The organism is Micromonospora sp. ZG13, assembly GCF_059359355.1.
Genome location: NZ_JCADBQ010000003.1, coordinates 162,027 through 181,022, shown reverse-complemented (window position 1 = coordinate 181,022; position 18,996 = coordinate 162,027). Strand labels below are relative to the sequence as shown.

Genomic DNA, 18,996 nt, shown 5'->3' with positions numbered 1-18,996 from the left:
AAGGGAGGGAAACCATGGCCTACACGGTGGGACAGGTGGCGAAGGCGGCCGGCGTGACCGTGCGGACGCTGCACCACTACGACGAGATCGGACTGCTCTCGCCAAGCGGACGCAGCGGCACGGGTTACCGGCGCTACGACGACGCCGACCTGGAGCGGTTGCAGCACATCCGCTACTACCGGGAGCTGGGGTTCCCGCTGGAGGAGATCGCCGCGATCCTCGACGACCCGGCGAGCGACCCGGCGGCGCACCTGCGCCGCCAGCACGAGCTGCTGTCCGTACGGATCAGGAAGCTCCAGGAGATGGTCGCGGCGATCGAGTTCGCGATGGAGGCGAGCAAGTTGAACATTCCACTCACCCCGCAGGAGCGGTTCGAGGTCTTCGGCGACTTCGACCCGGACGCGCACACCGAGGAGGTCGAGCAGCGCTGGGGCGACACCGACGCGTACCGCCAGTCGAACGAGCGGGTCTCCCGCTACACGAAGGACGACTGGCTGCGGAACAAGGCCGAGAACGAGGACTGGGCGCGGCGGTTCGTCGAGGTGATGTCCTCCGGGGCACCCGCGGACGGGCCGGCGGCGATGGACCTGGCCGAGGAGCACCGGCAGCTCATCAGCCGCTGGTTCTACGACTGCCCGTTCGAGCTGCACACCTGTCTGGCCGACATGTACGTGTCGGACGAGCGGTTCACCGCGTACTTCGAGACGATCAGGCCGGGGATGGCCGCGTACCTGGGTGAGGCCATCCACGCCAACGCGATCACCCGCGCCTGAGGCGCGGCCGTCCCCGGAGGTCAGCAGTGCTCATCGTCGCCGGCAGTCTCTACGTCGACCCGGACCAGCGGGACGCCTACCTCGCCGACTGCGTGGAGGTCGTCCGGCAGGCACGGTCGGCGCCGGGCTGCGTCGACTTCGCGATCGGCGCGGACCTGGTCGAGCCCGGCCGGATCAACGTCTACGAGCGCTGGGAGTCCGAGGAGCAACTGCTCGACTTCCGGGGATCCGGCCCCGCCGAGGAGCAGACCGTGGCGATCCGCGGCGCGGAGGTGCACCGCTACCTGATCTCCGGGGTCGAGGCGCCCTGACCGGGCCGGGTCACTGCGGCGACAAGCCAGGGGCGAGGCGGCGCAGCGAGGTGAAGGTGGGGACCAGCGCGTCGTACAGCTCGTTGAACAGCGGCAGCAGGGCGGCGTAGGTGGCGGCGGCGGCCGGGTCGGGGTACGCCGTCTGCTCGATGCGCACCAGGTCGGCGGCGACGTCGACGGACGGGATGAGCCCCAGCGCCTGCATGCCGAGCAGGGCCGCGCCGAAACCGGAGCCCTCGTGCCCGGCGGGGAAGCGCACCGGCACGCCGAGCACGTCGGCGAGCATCTGCCGCCACAGCGGACTGCGCGAGAAGCCGCCGCCGGCCCGGATCTCGCGGACCTCGTTGCCGGCGGCGCGTACCGAGGCCAGCACCAGCGCCAGCTGCTGGCAGACGCCCTCCAGCGCGGCCCGCACCAGGTGCGCGCGGCGGTGGCCGTTGGTCAGCCCCACGTACGCGCCGCGCGGCAGCGCGCTCCAGTGCGGGGCGCGCTCGCTGAGCAGGTACGGCAGCATGATCAGGCCGCCGGAGCCCACCGGTGCCCGGGCGGCCAGCGCCAGCAACTCCTCGGCGTCCTCGCCCAGCTCGGGGGCGAGCGCCTCGCCGACCCAGTCCAGCACGATGCCGCCGTTGTTGATGGCCCCGCCGACCACCCAGCGGTCCTCGGTCAGCGCGTAGCAGAACACCCCGCCGAGTGGGTCGACGCCGGGGTGCTCCACCATCACCCGCATCGCGCCGCTGGTGCCGATCGAGCAGGCCATCACGCCCGGGGCGACCGCGCCGAGCCCGAGGTTGGCCAGCGGGCCGTCCCCGGCGCCGACGACCACCCTCGTGTCGCGGGGCAGCCCGGTGGCCGCGGCGGCCTCGGCGGTGAGGCCGGGCAGCACGGTGGTGGTGGGCACGAGCTGCGGCAACTGCTCGGCGGTGATCTCGGCGATGCCGAGCGCCTCGGAGTCCCAGGAGAGCTGGCGCAGGTCCATCAGCCCGGTGGCGGAGGCGACCGAGTGGTCGGTCACCAGCGTGTCGCACAGCCGCAGCAGCACCCAGTCCTTGACGCCCACCCAGTACGCCACCCGGCCGAACAGCACCGGCTCCTGCTCGGCGAACCAGAGCAGCTTGGGCAACGGCGCCATCGGGTGCACCGGGGTGCCGGTGCGGCGGTGCAGCGCCAGCCCGGACGGGGCGGCGCGCAGCCGCTCGGCCTGTCGGCTGGCCCGCGAGTCCGCCCAGGTGACCGACGGGGTGAGCGGGCGGCCGTCCGGGTCCAGGCCCATCAGGCTGTGCATGGCCGTGCCGAAGCTCAGCCCGGCGACCGGGCGGTCCAGCTCCGCCACGACAGTGCCGATCGCCTCCAGCACCGCCGCGTGGATGTGCCGCGCGTCCTGCTCTGCGTAGCCGGGGTGCGGCTCGTCGAGCGGGTAGCCCGCCGAGTGGTGGGCGAGGCGCACACCGTCCACGTCGTACGCGATCGCCTTGGTGCTGGTGGTGCCGATGTCGACGCCGATCACCACCGGGCGGAGCGGGTAACCCACCGGCCCCACCCCCTCGTCGGCCCTGGGTGCCGCCGACGTTACCCAGCGTCCGGGCGGCCCGTAGGGGGAACAACCTGTTTCCCGACCGGGTCTTCCTCGGCACGCCCGCGCCCGGCGAGAATGCCCGTCAGTGTGAACGCTTCACACGTCCACCCGACGGGGAGGAAGTCACGATGAGGCCGAAGCCGCTCTGCGCGCTGGTCACCGCCCTCGCCACGGTCGCCACCACGGCGGTCGCCGGCGTCCCGCCCGCCGCCGCGCGGCACCAGGACGGCGGCTACTCGGCGGAGATCCGCCGGGCGTCGTACGGCGTTCCGCACATCACCGCCCGCACCTTCGCCAGCCTCGGCTTCGGCGTCGGCCACGTTCAGGCCGAGGACAACATCTGCGTCATCGCGGAGAAGGTCGTCACGGTCAACGCCGAGCGGTCCCGCTACTTCGGCGCCGCGAGCCCCACGGACGCCAACGTGCGCAGCGACCTGTTCCACCGCAAGGCGATCGACGACCGCACCGCAGAGCGGCTGTTGCAGGGGCCCCGCGACGGCGTGCACTCCCCGTCGAACGAGGTCCGCGACCAGATCCGCGGCTTCGTCGCCGGCTACAACAGCTACCTGCGCCGCACCGGCGCGGCCAACCTCACCGACCCGGCCTGCCGGGGCAAGCCGTGGGTGCGCCCGCTGACCGAGCTGGACATGTGGCGGACGAGCTGGGCCAGCATGGTGCGGGCCAGCTCCCGGGCGGTGCTCGACGGTATCGTCGCCGCCGCCCCGCCCACGGCCACCGGCCCGGCCGCCGTCCTCGACGCGCCGGGCGCCGCGGCGGTCGTCGCCGCCCGCGACGGCGCGCCCGCCGGAGTCGGCAGCAACGCGTACGGGCTGGGCGCGCGGGCCACCACCCACGGCGGCGGCATGGTGCTGGCCAACCCGCACTTCCCGTGGGAGGGCGCGGAGCGCTTCTACCGGATGCACCTGAAGGTCCCCGGCCGCTACGACGTGGAGGGCGCGGCGCTGATCGGCGACCCGGTCATCGAGATCGGGCACAACCGCACGCTCGCCTGGAGCCACACCGTCTCCACCGCCCGCCGCTTCGTCTGGCACCGCCTCGCCCTGGTCCCCGGCGACCCCACCTCGTACTACGTGGACGGCCGGGCCCGGAAGATGACCACCCGCACGGTCACCGTCCAGGTGCCCGCCCCGGGCGGCGGCACCGTGCCGGTCAGCCGCACCTTCCACGACACCCACTTCGGGCCGGTGGTCGTCGTCCCCGGCACCTTCGACTGGACCGCCACCGCCGCGTACGCGATCACCGACGTCAACGCCACCAACAACCGCGCCTTCGACGGCTGGCTGGAGATGGGCCGGGCGAAGACCGTACGCGAGCTGAAGCGGGTCCTCGACCGGCACCAGTTCCTGCCCTGGGTGAACGTGATCGCCGCCGACGCCCGCGGCGAGGCGCTCTACGCCGACCACTCGGTGGTGCCCCGGGTCACCGACGAGCTGGCCGCCGCCTGCATCCCCGCGCCGTTCCAGCCGCTCTACGCCTCCAGCGGCCAGGCCGTCCTCGACGGCTCCCGGTCGGCCTGCGCGCTGGGCCGCGACCGCGACGCGGTGGTGCCCGGCATCCTCGGCCCGGCCAACCTGCCGGTCCGCTTCCGCGCCGACTACGTGACGAACTCCAACGACAGCCACTGGCTGGCCAACCCCGAGGCGCCGCTGGAGGGCTACCCGCGCATCATCGGCAACGAGCGCACCGAGCGCAGCCTGCGTACGCGCCTCGGCGTGGAGCAGGTACGGGAGCGGCTCGCCGGCACCGACGGGCTGCCCGGGCGGGGCTACACCACGTCCCGGCTCTGGCAGACGGTCTTCGGCAACCGCGCGTACGGCGGCGAGCTGCTGCGCGACGACCTGGTGGCGCTGTGCGCCGCGCACCCGACGGCGACCGCCTCGGACGGGACGACCGTCGACCTGCGCGGGGCGTGCGCGGCGCTGAAGGGCTGGGACCTGCGGGTCGACCTGGACAGTCGGGGCGCGCACCTGTTCACCGAGTTCGCCCTGGCCGGCGGCATCCGGTTCGCCGACGCGTTCGACGCCGCCGACCCGGTGCGTACGCCGAGCCGGCTGAACACCGCCGACCCGCGCGTGCTCACCGCCCTCGCCGACGCGGTCCGCAAGCTCGCCGGCATCCCGCTCGACGCGCGCCTCGGCGACATCCAGACCGAGCCGCGCGGCGACCGGCGCATCCCGATCCACGGTGGACGCGCCGAGGCCGGCGTCTTCAACTTGATCATCAGTCCGCTGGCGCCCGGCGTCGGCTACCCGAAGGTGGTCCACGGCTCGTCCTTCGTGATGGCCGTCGAGCTGGGCCGCGACGGCCCCTCGGGCCGGCAGATCCTCACCTACTCCCAGTCGAGCAACCCGAATTCTCCCTGGTACGCCGACCAGACCCGGCTCTACTCCGGCAAGGGCTGGGACACCATCAAGTACACGGAGGCGCAGATCAAGGCCGACCCGAACCTGCGCACCTACCGGGTGGGGGAGGGCCGCCGCCACTGACCCGCCGTCCGTCGCGCCCGCCCGGTCACCGCGACCGGGCGGGCGCGACCGCGTTCCCGGCTGCGCCGTGCGGGAGTGCGGGCCACACCCCGTCGGCGCCTACGCTCGCGTCCGCCGCTCGGCGCTCGGCGCTCGCCGTCGACACGCCCGACGGATGCGAATCGACTCGGCGAAATCCTCCTCTCGCCCGATTTCGCCCGTCGTTCGGCCAATTTGCCCCGTTACGGCGTGTCCCCGCCGGGCGTTGTCGCAGTTGACAGCTGTGACACCCCGGTTGGTGGCCTGCGCGGCGAAGGAGTCGGCGTGGCAAGGACTGATTCGACGGGTTCCACGTGGCGGTACCGGTGGGTGCACCGGCAGAACGAACGGCGGCGGCGGGAGTTCCGCAGCGCCGACAAGGCATGGCGACGACGCGACGACGAGCTGCGCCGCCTGCGTACCCTCGCCGAGGAGTTCCAGGGCTCGGCCGAGGCGGGCGCCGGCCTACCCCTGGAGCTCGCGCCCGACGAGGTGGTCTTCTGGGTGCTGCCGGCCGCGCAACTGGTGGAGGTCCGACACACCACCGTGCTGCCCGCGCCGGACCTGACGGTCGCCCCGGCGGCCGCGCCGCCGCGGCCACGCCGGCCCGACGGCGTCCGGGTCGCCGACGCCGGCATGGCGGTCATCACCAACCGCCGGCTGGTGCTGCTCGGCGGTCGCGGCCGGCGCGACTGGTCGTACGGGAGGATGACCGGCCTGGCCCACGACCCGCACGCGCCGGTCACCCTCATGCAGGTGCTGGACCGGCGGCGTACCTCCGGTCTGATGCTCCCCGCCGACGTCGCCGCGGACTTCCGGTTCAAGCTGACCCTGGCCTTCGCCGACGCCATCGAGCAGCGCGGCGCGGTGCTCGACCAGCTCGACGAGGCGATCGCCGAGCACGCGCAGCTCAAGCCGTTCCGGCCGCAGATCGCCACCCCCGCGCAGGCCCGGCACTTCGCGTTCGTGCCCGGCGGCCGGCGCACCGTGGCCGTCGCCGCCGGCATCGCACTGCTGGTGCCCGCGGCCCTGCTGGACACCGATCCCTCCGACCCGACCGGCTCCGAGGTCGCCGTCGCCGCGACCCCCGCGCCGAGCACCGCCGCCCCGCCTGTCGTCCTGCCGGCTGCGCCGGCGAAGGCGCCGCCCGCCGTGTCGAAGCCGCGCCGCAGCAGCACCGCCGCCACGCCGACGCCCGCCCGCGAGCCGCGCTGCGGCGCCCCGGCAAACCCGATGGGGTACGACTTCTGCGGCGGCGAGCGCATCCGCAGGCCGGCCGTCGAGGTCTGCGACTGGTTCGACTGCGTGCCCGAGTTCTGGGCCGGCCGGGGCCACCTCGTGCAGTGCGGGGACGGCTCGGTCAGCCTCACGGGCGGGCGGCGCGACGCCTGCGCCGCGCACGACGGGGTGCGCCGCACGGTCTGGCGCTGACCCCGCTGCGCCACCTGGCCGGGCTGCGACGGGCCGGCTGCGCCACCTGGCCGGGCGGCGGCGGGCCGGCTGGGGCAACGGGCCGGCGGAGGTGACGGGCCGGCGGAGGCGACGGGCCGCGTGTCGTCGTCCGGCTTGGCGGGGGCGTCCGCACCGGCTCCGCGGCACCCCGGTCGGGGCGAGGGCTGACGTGCGCAACGCTGTCGAGCTGATGTCGTAGACGATTCACCGCCCGCTGGCGGCACCGCGCGCCGGATACCAACACCCGATGTCGCAGACGACTCAGCTCGACAGCGTCGCAACGAGCCGCTCTCCGGTACCACCGGGAACACGCCCCAGCTCTCCACCCGCTGTCCCTGCGCCTTCGACCAGCACGCGCCCCCGGCGGGGCAGCCCGGCCGGGCCGGCTCGCCGATTACCGCCGAGGCGATGCGACGCCATCCGAGGAATCCGGGGTGGCGCGGCCGTCGCATGATGTTCCCTGTGATCCACCTCAAGAGCGACCGGCGTCGCAAGAAGAAGAGCCGCTTCGACAACTGCGACGCCTGCAACTGCGACATCCCCTGCTGCGACCTGGGGCTCTTCTCCACCCTGCTGACCCTGGGCGCGCTGGCCGCCCGGCTCGTGGCGCCCGGCCGGGCCTCGGCGCCGTCGACCGACGCCGCCGGGCCCACCATCGCCGCCGGGCGCGCGCCGCTGGTGGACCGGGCCGGACGGGCCGCGATCCTGGGCTACCGGCGCTGGCTGTCGCACCGCTGGCCCGGGCAGTGCCGCTTCACCCCGACGTGCAGCGCGTACGGGCTGGCCGCCGTGGAGCGGTACGGGCTGGCTGTCGGCGGGCGGATGGCCGCCGACCGGGTGCGCCGCTGCCGGCCCGACGTGCCGCGCGGCACCCACGACCCCGTGCGCTGACCGGGTGCCGGCGACCGCTGCGCTGCTGGTCGCGGCGCTCTGAGCTGCGGATATGCCCCCCATCCGCGCCTCGGTATCGGTCATGATGACAGCATGGAGATCCGCTCCGACGACGGTGCCCGGGTGAGAATGCGGCCCGTGGGCTACCAGCCCGGGGTCGAGCCGCCGGACGACCCGGACGAGGCGGCGGAGTGGGACGACTGGCTGCTCGTCGAGACCGACGCCCGCACCGCCGACGGGCAGGCCTGGTCGCACCTCGAACCCTGCCTGACGGTCACCGAGGCGTACGCGCTGGCGGGCTGGCTGCGACAGCAGGCCGAGACGACCAGCGACCCGGCGGAGCCGTCGGCGGTGGCCCGCTTCACCGAGCCGAACCTGGCCTTCCGCACCCGCGTGCTGCGTCGCCGCCGGCTCGCGTTGACGGTCGAGTTCGCGTACGAGTCCCTGCCGCCGTGGATGCGGCGGCAGCCGCCCGGCGCGGTCTACCCGCTGACGCTCACCGTCTCCGCCGACGCCCTCTCGGTGGCCGCGGAGCAGTGGGCGCGGGAGGCCGACGCGTACCCCCGCCGTGCCACCTGCTGACCGCTCAGCCCGGTGGGCTCAGGTCGGGGACGGTGAGTGAGCCGTCGGGGCCGAGGGGGAGGCCCGGGTTCCAGGCGATCTCCCAGACGTGCCCGTCGGGGTCGGCGAAGCAGCCGGCGTAGCCGCCGTAGAAGGTCTCGCGTGCCGGCACGGTCACCCGCGCCCCGGCGTCGGCCGCCGCCGTCAGCAGCTTGTCGACCTCGCCCCGGGAGCGGACGTTCTGCGCCAGCGTCGTCCCGCCGAAGCCGCCCGCGCCCCGGTCGTGCACGCCCGCGTCGGCGGCCAGCTTCTCCCGGCTCCACAGCACCAGCGCCAAGCCGCCGGCCTGGAAGAAGACGGTCTCCTCGACCTCCTGGCCGCGCCAGCCGAGCCGCTCGTAGAAGGCGCGTGCCCTGGCCACGTCGGCGACGCCGAGCGTCACGAGGCTGATCCGCTGCTCCATCATCGGGCGACCCTCCACCTACGACCCGGCACCGTCCACCGCCACCGTAGCGTCGAGCCCGCAGGCTGTCCCGGCTCCGGTGGCTCAGGCCTGGCCCGTCATCCGGTCGGCGAGGCGGCGCAGGGCGGGGGCGGCGGCGAGCAGCGTCTCGCGGTCCGCGCCGTCCAGCTCGGCCAGGGTGGCGGCGAGCAGGTCGCGGCGGTGCCGCCCGTACGCGGCCATCCGCTCCCGGGCCGCGTCGGTCAGCTCCAGTCGGACGGTACGGCGGTCGGCCGGGTCGCGCTCCCGGCGCAGCAGGCCGGCGGTGGTCAGCTCGCCGACGAGGGTGCTGACCGTGTTCGGCGCGGTGCCGAGTCGTTCGGCGGCCTCGCGGACGCCGATTCCCGGCCACCGCTGCACGAGCCGCAGCACCTCCACCTGGGCGTCCGGCAGGACGGTGCGGCCGACCCGCTGGATGGCGGTCCGGCGCAGCATCCGGTGCAGGTCGCCGAGCGCTCCGCCGAGCTGGTCGACCGTCTCGTCCGTCACAGTCAGGCCCTTCGTCGGCGCAATAGCTCTGTAGTCAGAGCTATCGTAACCGGGCCGAGCCGTCAGTGAGGGGACCACCATGCCGCACGCCACCGCGCCACCCGTACCACCGGGCGAGCGCGTCGCCGCGCCCACCGGGCGGGCCGCCGTCGTGCTGCTGGTGCTGCTCGGCACGCTCACCGCCGTCGGGCCGCTCTCCCTCGACACCTACCTGCCGGCGTTCCCGGAGATGACCCGCGACCTGTCCGCCAGCCAGGCGCAGATCCAGCTCTCGCTGACCACGTGCCTCATCGGCATGGCCCTCGGCCAGCTCGTCACCGGCCCGCTCAGCGACCGCTTCGGGCGGCGCCGGCCCGTGCTGGTGGGCGTCGCCGCGTACACCCTGCTGTCGTTGGTGTGCGCGGCCGTGCCGACGGCCGAGACCCTGGCCGCGGCGCGCCTCGCGCAGGGCTTCGCCGGCGGCATGGGCGTCGTCGTCGCCCGCGCCGTCGTCCGCGACCTCTACTCCGGGCGCGAGGCCGCCAAGTACTTCTCCCGGCTCACCCTGGTCTTCGGCGTCGCCCCGATGGCCGCGCCCGCCTTCGGCAGCCTGGTGCTGCGCTTCGGGGACTGGCGTACCGTCTTCGTCGCCCTCGCCGTGACCGGCGCGCTGCTCGCCGCCGCCGTGGCGTGGCGGCTGCCGGAGACGCTGCCCGCCGCGCGGCGCAGCACCGGCGGCCTCGCCGCCACGGCCGCCGCCGGCCGCTCGCTCTTCACCGACCGGATCTTCCTGGGGTACGCGCTGGCGCAGGGCCTCGCCTTCGCCGCGCTCTTCGCCTACATCTCCGGGTCGTCCTTCGTCTTCCAGGACGTCTTCGGCGTCTCGGCCGGCGCGTTCAGCCTCATCTTCGGCGTCAACGCGCTCGCCCTGGTCGCCGCCGGCCAGCTCAACGCCCGCCTGCTGGACCGCTTCGCGCCCCGCACCCTGCTGCTGCGCCCGCTGGGCGTGGGGGTGCTGGCCGCCGCCGTCCTGCTCGCCGGCGCGCTGCTCGGCAGCCTGCCTCTGGTGGCCGTCGCGATCTTCGTCTTCATGGGCTCCCTCGGCATGGTGATGCCGAACGGCACCGCGCTCGCCCTGGACCGGCACCCCGCCCACGCCGGCACGGCCGCCGCGCTGCTCGGCACCATCCAGTCGCTGGTGGGGGCGATGGCCGCGCCGCTGGTCGGCCTGGGCGGCGAGGGCAGCGCCGTCCCGATGGCCGTGGTGCTCGCCGGGGCGGCGGCCGCCTCCCTCGCCGTCGTCGGCACCCTGGCCCGCACCCGCCGCCCCTGACCGCCGCCCCTGACCGCCGTTGCCGTCGCTGTCGGCGCGGAGGGCGGGCCCGAGGTCAGATGGTCGGCTAGCGGCTCAGGTCCGGCGTCGCCGTGCCGGTCAGCCACAGCTCCCCGGCGTTCGCGCGGGCGTGCCCGGCGAGGATCTCCCGTGCCTCGGCGGGGTCGCGACGCGCCGCCGTGATCACCTCGGCCACCCGTCCGGCGGCCTCCTCGACCCAGTCCAGGGGCTGCGGGTCCCGGCGGTTCTGCTCGGCGGCACGCTCGGCGAACCCGGCCGTCACCTCGGCGGCAGGCAGATCACCCAGCAGCAGGTGGGTGTACGTCAGCTCCTCGTCGAGCAGGATGTCGATCCACTCCTGCCCCGGGTCGAGGTCGGCCAACCGTTCCCGCAGGTGCGACAGGTATCCGTCGAGCGACCCGTGGCGGTCGAAGAACGGCACGGCACGGGAGACGATCGTGTCGACCACCTGAGCCGCGATCGGCGCGTACGCGGCCAGGGTGCCCGGTGCCTCCCAACGGCCGAGCCGGAATCCGCAGGTGTAGCTCTCCGGCTCCGGCTCGGCCAGCAACTGCACCTGCGCGTGCAGGAAGAACGCCGGCCCGTGCGCCGACGGCTGCGGTACGACCCGCGCAGCCGTCCAGCCGACCGGGGTGCGGACGAGCGAGTCGCCGGCCAGTTCCCACCCGTCGCCCAGCGCCGGGATCACGTGGCGCCTCAGCGCCTCGATCCACACCTGCGTGTCCATGACGCTCAGCACCGTACCTCGAACACCGGTAGCTGCTTGTTGCGGTACTGCGCCGGCAGGTTGCGGTGCAGCTTGTCGTACCAGTCCTGCTTGAGCCCCTCGTCGCCCGTCTTCAGATCGAGGAAGAACTCGGGCTTCAGCGGGTCGGCGCCCACCACGACGTCGGCACGGGCGCTGCCGGCGGGCCAGGCCTTGCGCCCGAAGTACGGGTTGTAGCGCATCGGCGCGAGGCGGCCCCGCAGGTAGGAGACCTCGCTGTGCAGGTTGCCGCCCTCGGCCTCGATCAGCTCGGCGAACCGTGAGTGCACGGCCGTGCCCCAGGTGGCAGCCGTGTGGTGGGGCTGCCGGGTGACCTCCCGGCAGGCCTGCCGCGCGAGCTGCTCCACCCGGGCCTTCGTCTGCTGCTGGGCGGGCGTCAGGCTGGGCGACGTCGTGGTGGGGAAGACCATCGCGCTGCGGGTGGCCTGGGGCTTGGCGCTGGCCGTGGGGGCGTTCGGCGCCGTGCCCGCCGGGGTCGGCGTGGGCGTGCCCCGAAGACGGCGGTTGCGGATGAGCTCCTTGGCCAGGTCGTCGGCGAGCGCCTTGATGTCGGCCTGGACGAGCGCCCGCGCGACCGTCGACGCCTGGGCGCGGACCGTGTGGACCCTGGGGTTCCGCGACGGGGGGATGCGGTAGCGGGCGAAGCAGGACGTGGTGACGCTGCCGTTGGGCCGCATGCTCTTCGTCGTGGTGCAGGTGGCGACCGGGCGGCCGTCCAGCGTCATCGAGGTGGTGATGGACGCGTTCACCGGCCGGTTGACCGACAGGTACGGCGAGCTCGACACCACCCGGTTCGACACCGTCACGTTGGCGCGGCACCCGTTGACCGTGCACGGCGCGAGGGTGATCGCCCCGTTGAGGGTGAACCTGACCTGGGAGTCGACCGAGTTGCGCAGCTCCTGGACGCGGGCGGCCAGGGTGCGGAAGAACTCCTCGGTCTCCTCGGGAGTGAGGCGGGCGAAGTCGAACTCGAACTCGTCGTCGGCCCGCTCGCCCCGGGCGATCAGCCGTACGCCTCCCGATCCGTGGTCGTTGCGGGTGCCGGTGACCGTCGGGCCGGTGCCCGCCCGGGCCGCCACCCGGACGACCTGCCGCGGCTCGGCGGTGGTCACGTAGACCTGCATCCCGCCCGCGTCGATGACCTGCACCGGCACGCCGTCGACCGTCGTGGTGGCGCCGGGGACCGGCAGGTCGGCGACGCCCTCGCCCGCCAGCACCTCGGCCAGGGTCGAGGGGGCCAGCGAGTCGCCGAGGTCGAGGCCGAAATGGTCGTCGGCGACCTGCACCCACTGCCGGCCGTACTCCGCGACGACGTCGGCCCGTACGCCCGTGCCGCGCCAGTAGGCGGCGGGGGCCTTGACGAAGGTGCGTTCGCCGGTGTCCAGCGCCTGGAGGCGGTGACCGTTCACGCCGAGCTGCGCCAACGTCGAGCCCTCGGCGGTGACCCGCGCGTCGACGGTGACCCGGTCGCCGTCGTCGGTGAACCAGCCGGTGTAGCGGGCGCCGGGCACACCCGCCACGGTCACCGCCGCGGCGGCCAGGTCGCCGGCCGCCGCGACCTGCCGTGCGACGTGCGGGTCGAGGGGTGGCGCGTCGGGGTCGTCGCCGACGGTGCGGACCAGGAAGACGCCGAGCAGGGCGCAGACCAGCAGCAGCGCGAGGGCGCCGCCGCCGAGGCCGAGGAGGAGCGCGGTGTGATTGCGGCGCGGGGGTGGTGGCGGTGGCGGATAGCCCGGGTACGGCGGGGGCGTGGTCGCGCGCAGCGGGGCTCCCGCCCACGGCTGCCCGGGCGCGGGCCCCGGCCGGTACTGCGGCGGCACCGGTGCCCCGGCGGCGTGGGGCGGCAGCGGCGGGCCCGGCGAAAAGCCGGTGTGTGCGGGCTGCGGGCCCGCCGGTGGGCCGCCCTGCGCAGGCGTCGGACCCGGCGTCGGGCCGGCCTGCGCGGGTGTCGGACCCGGCGTCGGGCCGGTGGGCGCGGGTGTCGGACCCGGCGTCGGGCCGGTGGGCGCGGGTGTCGGACCCGGCGTCGGGCCGGTGGGCGCGGGCGGCGATGTGGCCGGTGGGCCGGGCTGGGCAGGCACCGGACCCGTCGCCGGGCTGGCCTGCCCGGGCGGCGCAGGCACCGGTGCCTGCGGAGGGTGCGTCGGCTGCTGCTCCGGCTGTGCGTCGTCGGATGCTGCGCCCTGGACCATGATGCCTCCCCGTGAGGTGACCGGCACCGTCGGTGACAGCCTATGGCCTCAATGCAAGAGGGTGTATGTCCGGACGCCTGCGCGGGTGTGACAGTCATCGCGCGCCGGACGCGACGGATGCGGCGGCTGAGCCGGCCGGGCGACCGGCCCGGCACCGGTTGGCGTCGGGCCGGTCGCGCCGTGGCACCGGGCCACCCTCGCAGGTGCGGGATGTTCAGTAGTCGATGTTGATGGCGGCGATCTGGCGGGTGCCGTTCCAGACGATGGCGGGGCCGGCGAAGCGGGAACTGGCGTAGGTCAGCGCCGTCTTGTGGCCGGGGCTGTTGAACCAGGCCTCGATCATCTGCTCGGGTGAGGAGTTGCCCGAGGACGCCCACAGGACCTCGTGGCCGCAGTGCTCGAAGGTGCCGGCGTCCAGGTTCTGCTTCACGCAGGCATCCGCGGCGCGTTGCTCCGTCGTGCGCAGCCTGACCTCGGGCAGCCCGAGCGCGCGACGCCGCTCGTTGAGCAGCACCAGCAGACGCTGTTCCGCCGCGGACACGCCGGTGGACGTGCCGGCAGACCTGGTCGGCGACTTCGTGGGCGTCGGCGATCTGGTCTTCGATGGTTTGGTCGGCGTCGGCGTCGGCGGCATGGTGGAGGCGGAGCGCGAGGGGGTGGGGGACCGGTCGAGCGCCGTCGGGGTAGGGGACGCGAGCGCAGGCTCGGTCGTCCCGGAGGCCGGTGCGGTGACCGCTGTCGAGGACCGCGCGCCTGTCGCGCTCAACGGCTGCCTGCTCGGCTCGGCGGCGTAACCGGCGAGGATGAAACCTCCGCCTCCGACCACGGCGACGGCCGCGAGGACGCCGACCAGGGTCTTGGGTAGGGACACCGCTGCGACGCGGGCCTGCCCCAGCAACCCGGCGGTCTTCGCGTGGCCGCCCGCCGACGCGGCGCCCCGGGACGCGCCGGCGGCGGTGCGCACCCGCTGCGTGACGTGCCAGGCGAGACCGGCCGGGAGCGGCGTGAGCGCCAGGCCGGCCAGCAGCCGCTCGGCCGGGACCAGGTCCGACGTGACGTCCGGGCAGTACGCGCAGGTCCGGATGTGCCGTGCCAACCGCTTACGCCACACCGGCGCCGGCCGGCCGTCCCAGTCGGAGGCCGTGTCGAGCAGGCCGGCGCAGCCGGGCCGGGCGGCGAGGGCCCGCACCACCAGACGAGCGATGTCCAGCTGTGCCTTCATCCGGGCCACGCGGACGGTCACGTGGTGCGGGTCCAGGTGCAGGGCGTCGGCGAGGTCGGCGCGGGAGAGGTGACCGGCCTCGACCAGCCACCACAGGGACAGCAGGTGGCGGTGGTCGTCGTCCAGCCAGCGCGTGGCCAGGGCGACCTCGCGGCGCTGGTCGGAGAGACGGAGCCGGGTCAGGGTCAGATCCTCGAAGTCGGAACCCGGATCGATCACGCTGTCGATGTCCTCCGGCGACGCCGGTGCGGTGTGCCGGTACTGGCGGGAGGTGCGAACCTCGTTCATGGTGACGGCCACCAGCCACGACCGGAAGAGCCGCGGGTCGCGCACGCCCGCCAGCCCCCGCACGACGCTCAACATCGTGTTCTGCACGACGTCGTCGACATCCGCCGACCGGTTCAGTGCCCGGCCCACGATGTTGTAGACAAGTGGCAGGTAGTGCGAGACGAGTTCGTCCATTGCCGCCTGGTCGCCGCGACGCGCGGCGTCCACCACCGCCGACATGTCGGTCCTGATCGGGTACGCGTGATCGGTCACGCTCACAACCTCGCCTTCACGAGACATCCTCGTACCTACGTGGAGACTGGTTGGCACCTGTCCAGGTCACACAAACTCACGTCGTCGTCGGGGCGCCTCTGAAAGTACCGGCCACCAGCGCGCCCCCGGCATGCCACAGGGGCCGCCGCGACGTGGGGTGTTAAACGGTCGCCCCGGCCCGGCGGGCGCCGGTAGCGTGCCGGCGTGTCCCACCGCACCGTGACCCTCGCCCTGGTCGACGCCGCCGGCGCCCCGCTGGGCGCCCTGCCGCCGTTCGACGTGCCATCACCGTGGTGGCAGGAGATCGCCCCCGTCGTGGCCGAGGCCCGCCGACGGTACGGCGTCGAGGTCGCCGTCCTGCGCCTGCTCAGCGGGGACGACACCGGCACCATCGGCGGCACGGTGACGTACCTCGGACAGGTCGACGAGCCGCCCGCCACGCCGCTCCTCCCCGCGGAGGTGGACCTGTCGGCGGACCCGTTGCGCGCCCCGTACGCCGAACCGGGCGGCCCGGCGCGCAGCCTGGCCTGGGCGACGGGGGAGCTGCGGCGGCTCGGCCGCCCGGCCGAGACCGTCACCCAGCAGCGAACCTGGAACCTGTCGGCGGTCTGGCGGCTCGACGGGCCGGGCGGAACGGCCTGGCTGAAGCAGGTGCCGGCGTTCTTCCGGCACGAGGCCGCCGTGCTGCGCTGGCTCGGCCGGGCCGCGCCGGGGAAGACGTCGACGCTGCTCGCGGACGACGGCGACGGGCGGATGCTGATCGAGCACGTGCCCGGCGAGGACCGCTACGGGGCGCCGATCGAGGAGCGGCTGGCGATGGCCGGCGGCTTCCACCCGGTGCAGGTGCGGTCCGTCCCGGACGTGGCGGAGCTGGTCGCGGCGGGCGTACCCGACCTGCGCGCCGACGCCCTGCCCGGCTGGATCCGCGATCGGCTGGCCGGCCACGACACCTCGCCGGTGCAGGCCCTGCTGGCGGGGCTGGAGGCGCGGCTCGACGAGGTACGCGGGTGCGGGCTGCCGGACACCCTCGTGCACGGCGACCTGCACCCCGGCAACGTACGCGCCGACGCCGGGCGGCACGTCGTCATCGACTGGGGCGACGCGTTCGTGGGACACCCGGCGTTCGACGCGCTGCGGCTGGCCGAGGGGCTCGCCGACGACGTCGCCGCCCCGGTGCTCGCCGAGTGGTGCGCGCGGTGGCGGGCCGAGGTGCCGGGCTGCGAGCCGGAGCGGGCCGTGGAACTGCTGCGGCCGGTCGCGGCGCTGCGAATGGCGGCGGTGTACGCGATGTTCCTCGACGGCATCGAGGCGAGCGAACGGATCTACCACGCGACCGACGTCGACACCTACCTTGAGCAGGCACTCGCGCAAATCGGGCCGGCAATCCCCAGCGGCGGGCACGCCGTCAGGTAGGCCTCGTTCCGGGCCGGCATGGGTTACGCGGGTCCGTACAGAGACACCTCAACGTCGGGCAGGCCGGCGAGAGCGGCCTCTATCAGGGGGCGGACCTCGGCCCAGTCGAGGCCGCCGTTGCCACAGCCGAGAGCCGGCACCGCCACCGAGGCGATGCGGTCGTGGCGGAGGACGCGTACCAGATCGGGTAACCCGGCTTCATGTCAGCGAGGCGGGACGATGAACGCCAGTGACCCTTGGTCGGGAAGTTGATGACGTAGCGGTGCCGACCCGGCACGCGTGAGTCGTACACGAACATCCGCCCGAGACGGACGGTGCCGGCGGCGCACGCGGCGCGGTAGGCGGTGAAGTTGGCGGGGTGTGCCCGCTTGAAGGTCAGGGCGAGGCCCTTGCCCATCACGCCGACGGTGTTGACGGGGTTGACGAGGGCCTCGACGTCCGCGTCGAGAAGGTCGCCGTGCCGGATGCCGATCACCGCACCATGCTGTCAGCCGGCTGTGACACCACCCTTGTGCTCTTCGCCCTTGGTCACTTTGGGTGAGCGGCCACGGTAGCCGATGGCGCCCTCGCCCACCCGCTGGTATGTGCCGACGAAGGCGTCGCCGGGACCGGTGAACGCGACAGTTCCGATGTTGCCGCGCTTGTCCCGCCAACTGGCCCTGGTCAGTGGCAACGAGTCGGCGCCGATCGCGAAGGTGATCTCGCTCGAGCGGTGCCAGCCGCCGCCCCATCCCTCCTCCGTCGTGAATGAGCGCCTCGTCACGGCGGCGTCGGGGTGATCGGCGTGCCACCGCCCGGTCAGCGAGCCCCGGATCTCGCGCGGAGGCTCTCCGCCAGCCGGTCGGCACCAGCCGTAGAAGGCGTTCAGCTCGGCGGTGAGGGTGACCGCGTACTCCGCGCCGGAGGCGTCCGCCCAGGCGAGGTCGGCCAGCAGGCTCTGCTCGCCCCGGTCCACGTACACGGTGATGTCCGGGCCGGGCTGCCACCGGCGGCCCTTGGCCGGCAGGAGTCGGGTCGAGTACCGGAGCACCGGTTCCTCGGCCTCGCGCTGGTCCATGGCCCGCGCGGAACGGCCCCGGTCGAACACCGCGTCGACGGTGATCCGGTTGAGCCAGAGCATGCTGCGGGCGTCGACGGCAGTGGCGAGCCGGAGCCTGTTGGCGCCCGGCCGCAGCCAGCCGGCGGGTATGACGAAGTCCATCTGCTGGAAGAGGTCGCCGCCGCCGGGGATGCGCCAGCCGTGCACCAGGCACCGGTCGTTGACGGTGATGTCGAGCGGCGCGAACCCGGGGGCACCGCCCGACCTGGACACGAGCGCCACGATCCCCAGGGTGGCCTCCCCGCCGGCGTCCGCCGCCGGAACGTCGAACGTCATCTCCACGCACCCGTCGGGGCCGAGCGTGAGATGCCCCCCGGTCGCGGTGCCGCGGTCGATGCGCAGGTCGGCATTCGCGGTCGCCGCCGGACTTCCGGCGAAGGTCACATAGGTCGGTTGCATCGCGCGATGCTATCCACCGGACACAGAGGCAACGGCTCTGCCCGGGTTGGCGCCCTCGTCATCCCGCCGGGCCAGCGTCCGTCCGTGGTGCCCCGGCCACCCTTCCGGCTGCTGTTCACCGACGAGGAACTCGCCATCGCCAGCAACCGGGTGGTGGACGCCTCGGCACACGCATTCTGACAAGCAGTTCGTAACGACATGCGGGGCGCAATGCCCAGGGGAATTGTCACGAGGCCATAGCATCGATGCTATGACCTCGGGTAGCGTGGAGCTGGATCCAGAGGTTCGAGACTGGTTGGAGGGACTGTCAAGCGCAGACTTCGCGCGAGCGGCGTTCTATATCGACCTACTTGGGAGTAGGGGGAGTTCTGCTCGGCCAGCCGCACTCCCGGCAGCTCGACGGCAAGCTGCGAGAGCTGCGTTTCTACCTGGAGCGCGATGCAGTCCGGGTGACGTACTGGATAGCCTCCGATCGGCGGATCATCCTGCTGACCGTGTTTCGCAAGACGCGTATGCGGGAGGACCGGGAGGTGGAACGAGCCCGCCGGGCGCTTGAGCGATGCGTGGCGGAGCGGCACACGGTGAACGAGGGGGCGTAGTGGTGAGTGATCGCGTCGACTGGAACGACCTGCGTGACCGCCGGATGGCGGAACCAGGAGCCGCCGAGGCTTACGAGGCGACGCGCATCGCCTTCGAGCTTGGGCAGGAGGTGCGGCACCTGAGGGAACACAAGGGGTGGAGCCAGAGTCAGTTAGCGAAGTCTGCGGGAATGACCCAGTCCGCCGTTGCCCGGTTCGAGGCTGGCGGCACCGTGCCAACCCTGCCGGTCCTGGAACGTCTCGCACGCGCGCTCAGCATGAAACTGGACGTCAGATTCGCTCCGGACGACGCCGAAGCTGCCTGAGCCGTTCCTTCCCCGAATCGGTTCGTCGTTCCTATGCGGCGAGAGACT

General features: G+C 73.9%; 18 protein-coding genes and 1 pseudogene. 10 read left to right on the top strand and 9 right to left on the bottom strand.

The genetic code is table 11. The annotated features are described in order from the left end of the window. Window positions 1-14 precede the first annotated feature (14 nt). Together AC5L34_RS08380 and AC5L34_RS08375 are read left to right on the top strand one after the other, a co-directional pair. Complete coding sequence (locus AC5L34_RS08380; protein ID WP_441174255.1) at window positions 15-773, top strand: MerR family transcriptional regulator; 759 nt, start codon at window positions 15-17, stop codon at window positions 771-773. A gap of 26 nt (window positions 774-799) precedes the next feature. Then, a complete protein-coding gene (locus tag AC5L34_RS08375; protein WP_089001854.1) occupies window positions 800-1,084 on the top strand; it encodes a putative quinol monooxygenase in 285 nt (94 codons plus the stop codon). A gap of 10 nt (window positions 1,085-1,094) precedes the next feature. Here AC5L34_RS08375 and AC5L34_RS08370 read toward each other — a convergent pair whose 3' ends face one another. Beyond that, window positions 1,095-2,615: a gluconokinase gene (locus AC5L34_RS08370; protein WP_494824357.1), complete on the bottom strand. Its 1,521-nt coding sequence runs from the start codon at window positions 2,613-2,615 to the stop codon at window positions 1,095-1,097. Between the two features lie 173 nt (window positions 2,616-2,788). On the opposite strand from AC5L34_RS08370, the gene AC5L34_RS08365 reads away from it, so the two are divergent. From AC5L34_RS08365 to AC5L34_RS08350, 4 genes are all read left to right on the top strand, one after another. Beyond that, window positions 2,789-5,167: an acylase gene (locus AC5L34_RS08365; protein WP_441174253.1), complete on the top strand. Its 2,379-nt coding sequence runs from the start codon at window positions 2,789-2,791 to the stop codon at window positions 5,165-5,167. A 303-nt stretch (window positions 5,168-5,470) separates the two neighbouring features. Continuing rightward, the gene (locus AC5L34_RS08360; protein ID WP_441174252.1) at window positions 5,471-6,616 is read left to right on the top strand and encodes a hypothetical protein; all 1,146 of its coding nucleotides are present in this window, start codon (window positions 5,471-5,473) and stop codon (window positions 6,614-6,616) included. Between the two features lie 474 nt (window positions 6,617-7,090). After that, on the top strand, window positions 7,091-7,528 hold the full coding sequence (gene yidD / locus AC5L34_RS08355; protein WP_441174251.1) for a membrane protein insertion efficiency factor YidD: 438 nt from the start codon (window positions 7,091-7,093) through the stop codon (window positions 7,526-7,528). 93 nt (window positions 7,529-7,621) lie between these two features. Next, on the top strand, window positions 7,622-8,110 hold the full coding sequence (locus AC5L34_RS08350) for a WapI family immunity protein (protein WP_441174250.1): 489 nt from the start codon (window positions 7,622-7,624) through the stop codon (window positions 8,108-8,110). A 4-nt stretch (window positions 8,111-8,114) separates the two neighbouring features. Here AC5L34_RS08350 and AC5L34_RS08345 read toward each other — a convergent pair whose 3' ends face one another. Both AC5L34_RS08345 and AC5L34_RS08340 read right to left on the bottom strand, forming a co-directional pair. Further along, a complete protein-coding gene (locus tag AC5L34_RS08345) occupies window positions 8,115-8,555 on the bottom strand; it encodes a VOC family protein (RefSeq protein WP_441174249.1) in 441 nt (146 codons plus the stop codon). A gap of 81 nt (window positions 8,556-8,636) precedes the next feature. Then, a complete protein-coding gene (locus AC5L34_RS08340; RefSeq protein ID WP_441174248.1) occupies window positions 8,637-9,080 on the bottom strand; it encodes a MarR family winged helix-turn-helix transcriptional regulator in 444 nt (147 codons plus the stop codon). Window positions 9,081-9,159: 79 nt separating this feature from the next. Between AC5L34_RS08340 and AC5L34_RS08335 the strand changes: the two genes are divergently transcribed. Further along, a complete protein-coding gene (locus tag AC5L34_RS08335; RefSeq protein ID WP_441174247.1) occupies window positions 9,160-10,392 on the top strand; it encodes a multidrug effflux MFS transporter in 1,233 nt (410 codons plus the stop codon). A 67-nt stretch (window positions 10,393-10,459) separates the two neighbouring features. Here AC5L34_RS08335 and AC5L34_RS08330 read toward each other — a convergent pair whose 3' ends face one another. The 3 genes from AC5L34_RS08330 to AC5L34_RS08320 all read right to left on the bottom strand — a co-directional run bounded on the left by AC5L34_RS08330 (window position 10,460) and on the right by AC5L34_RS08320 (window position 15,133). Further along, window positions 10,460-11,140, bottom strand: a complete 681-nt coding sequence (locus AC5L34_RS08330) for a hypothetical protein (RefSeq protein WP_441174246.1) — start codon at window positions 11,138-11,140, stop codon at window positions 10,460-10,462. A 5-nt stretch (window positions 11,141-11,145) separates the two neighbouring features. Further along, window positions 11,146-12,999 carry a hypothetical protein gene (locus AC5L34_RS08325; protein WP_441174245.1) on the bottom strand — a complete coding sequence of 618 codons (1,854 nt, stop codon included), beginning with the start codon at window positions 12,997-12,999 and terminating at the stop codon, window positions 11,146-11,148. A gap of 586 nt (window positions 13,000-13,585) precedes the next feature. Then, window positions 13,586-15,133, bottom strand: a complete 1,548-nt coding sequence (locus AC5L34_RS08320; protein ID WP_441174244.1) for a sigma-70 family RNA polymerase sigma factor — start codon at window positions 15,131-15,133, stop codon at window positions 13,586-13,588. A 204-nt stretch (window positions 15,134-15,337) separates the two neighbouring features. Between AC5L34_RS08320 and AC5L34_RS08315 the strand changes: the two genes are divergently transcribed. Next, window positions 15,338-16,546, top strand: coding sequence for an aminoglycoside phosphotransferase family protein (locus AC5L34_RS08315; RefSeq protein ID WP_441174243.1), 1,209 nt, complete (start codon window positions 15,338-15,340; stop codon window positions 16,544-16,546). A 23-nt stretch (window positions 16,547-16,569) separates the two neighbouring features. On the opposite strand, the gene AC5L34_RS08310 is transcribed toward AC5L34_RS08315, so the two are convergent. From AC5L34_RS08310 to AC5L34_RS08300, 3 genes and pseudogenes are all read right to left on the bottom strand, one after another. Further along, window positions 16,570-16,686 carry a macro domain-containing protein gene (locus AC5L34_RS08310; RefSeq protein ID WP_441174242.1) on the bottom strand — a complete coding sequence of 39 codons (117 nt, stop codon included), beginning with the start codon at window positions 16,684-16,686 and terminating at the stop codon, window positions 16,570-16,572. 68 nt (window positions 16,687-16,754) lie between these two features. Continuing rightward, a pseudogene (locus AC5L34_RS08305) lies at window positions 16,755-17,021 on the bottom strand (macro domain-containing protein); the annotation flags it as partial. 12 nt (window positions 17,022-17,033) lie between these two features. Continuing rightward, window positions 17,034-18,044, bottom strand: coding sequence for a hypothetical protein (locus AC5L34_RS08300; RefSeq protein WP_441174241.1), 1,011 nt, complete (start codon window positions 18,042-18,044; stop codon window positions 17,034-17,036). Window positions 18,045-18,394: 350 nt separating this feature from the next. Between AC5L34_RS08300 and AC5L34_RS08295 the strand changes: the two genes are divergently transcribed. Together AC5L34_RS08295 and AC5L34_RS08290 are read left to right on the top strand one after the other, a co-directional pair. Further along, a complete protein-coding gene (locus AC5L34_RS08295) occupies window positions 18,395-18,643 on the top strand; it encodes a type II toxin-antitoxin system RelE/ParE family toxin (protein WP_441174239.1) in 249 nt (82 codons plus the stop codon). Between the two features lie 2 nt (window positions 18,644-18,645). Further along, a complete protein-coding gene (locus AC5L34_RS08290; RefSeq protein ID WP_441174238.1) occupies window positions 18,646-18,948 on the top strand; it encodes a helix-turn-helix domain-containing protein in 303 nt (100 codons plus the stop codon). Window positions 18,949-18,996 lie beyond the last annotated feature (48 nt).

Coding starts and splice junctions, on each gene's coding strand:
- AC5L34_RS08380 (WP_441174255.1), top strand. CDS start 15: ATGGCCTACACGGTGGGACAGGTGGCGAAGGCGGCCGGCGTGACCGTG.
- yidD (WP_441174251.1), top strand. CDS start 7,091: ATGTTCCCTGTGATCCACCTCAAGAGCGACCGGCGTCGCAAGAAGAAG.
- AC5L34_RS08300 (WP_441174241.1), bottom strand. CDS start 18,044: ATGCAACCGACCTATGTGACCTTCGCCGGAAGTCCGGCGGCGACCGCG.
- AC5L34_RS08345 (WP_441174249.1), bottom strand. CDS start 8,555: ATGATGGAGCAGCGGATCAGCCTCGTGACGCTCGGCGTCGCCGACGTG.
- AC5L34_RS08350 (WP_441174250.1), top strand. CDS start 7,622: ATGGAGATCCGCTCCGACGACGGTGCCCGGGTGAGAATGCGGCCCGTG.
- AC5L34_RS08365 (WP_441174253.1), top strand. CDS start 2,789: ATGAGGCCGAAGCCGCTCTGCGCGCTGGTCACCGCCCTCGCCACGGTC.
- AC5L34_RS08330 (WP_441174246.1), bottom strand. CDS start 11,140: ATGGACACGCAGGTGTGGATCGAGGCGCTGAGGCGCCACGTGATCCCG.
- AC5L34_RS08335 (WP_441174247.1), top strand. CDS start 9,160: ATGCCGCACGCCACCGCGCCACCCGTACCACCGGGCGAGCGCGTCGCC.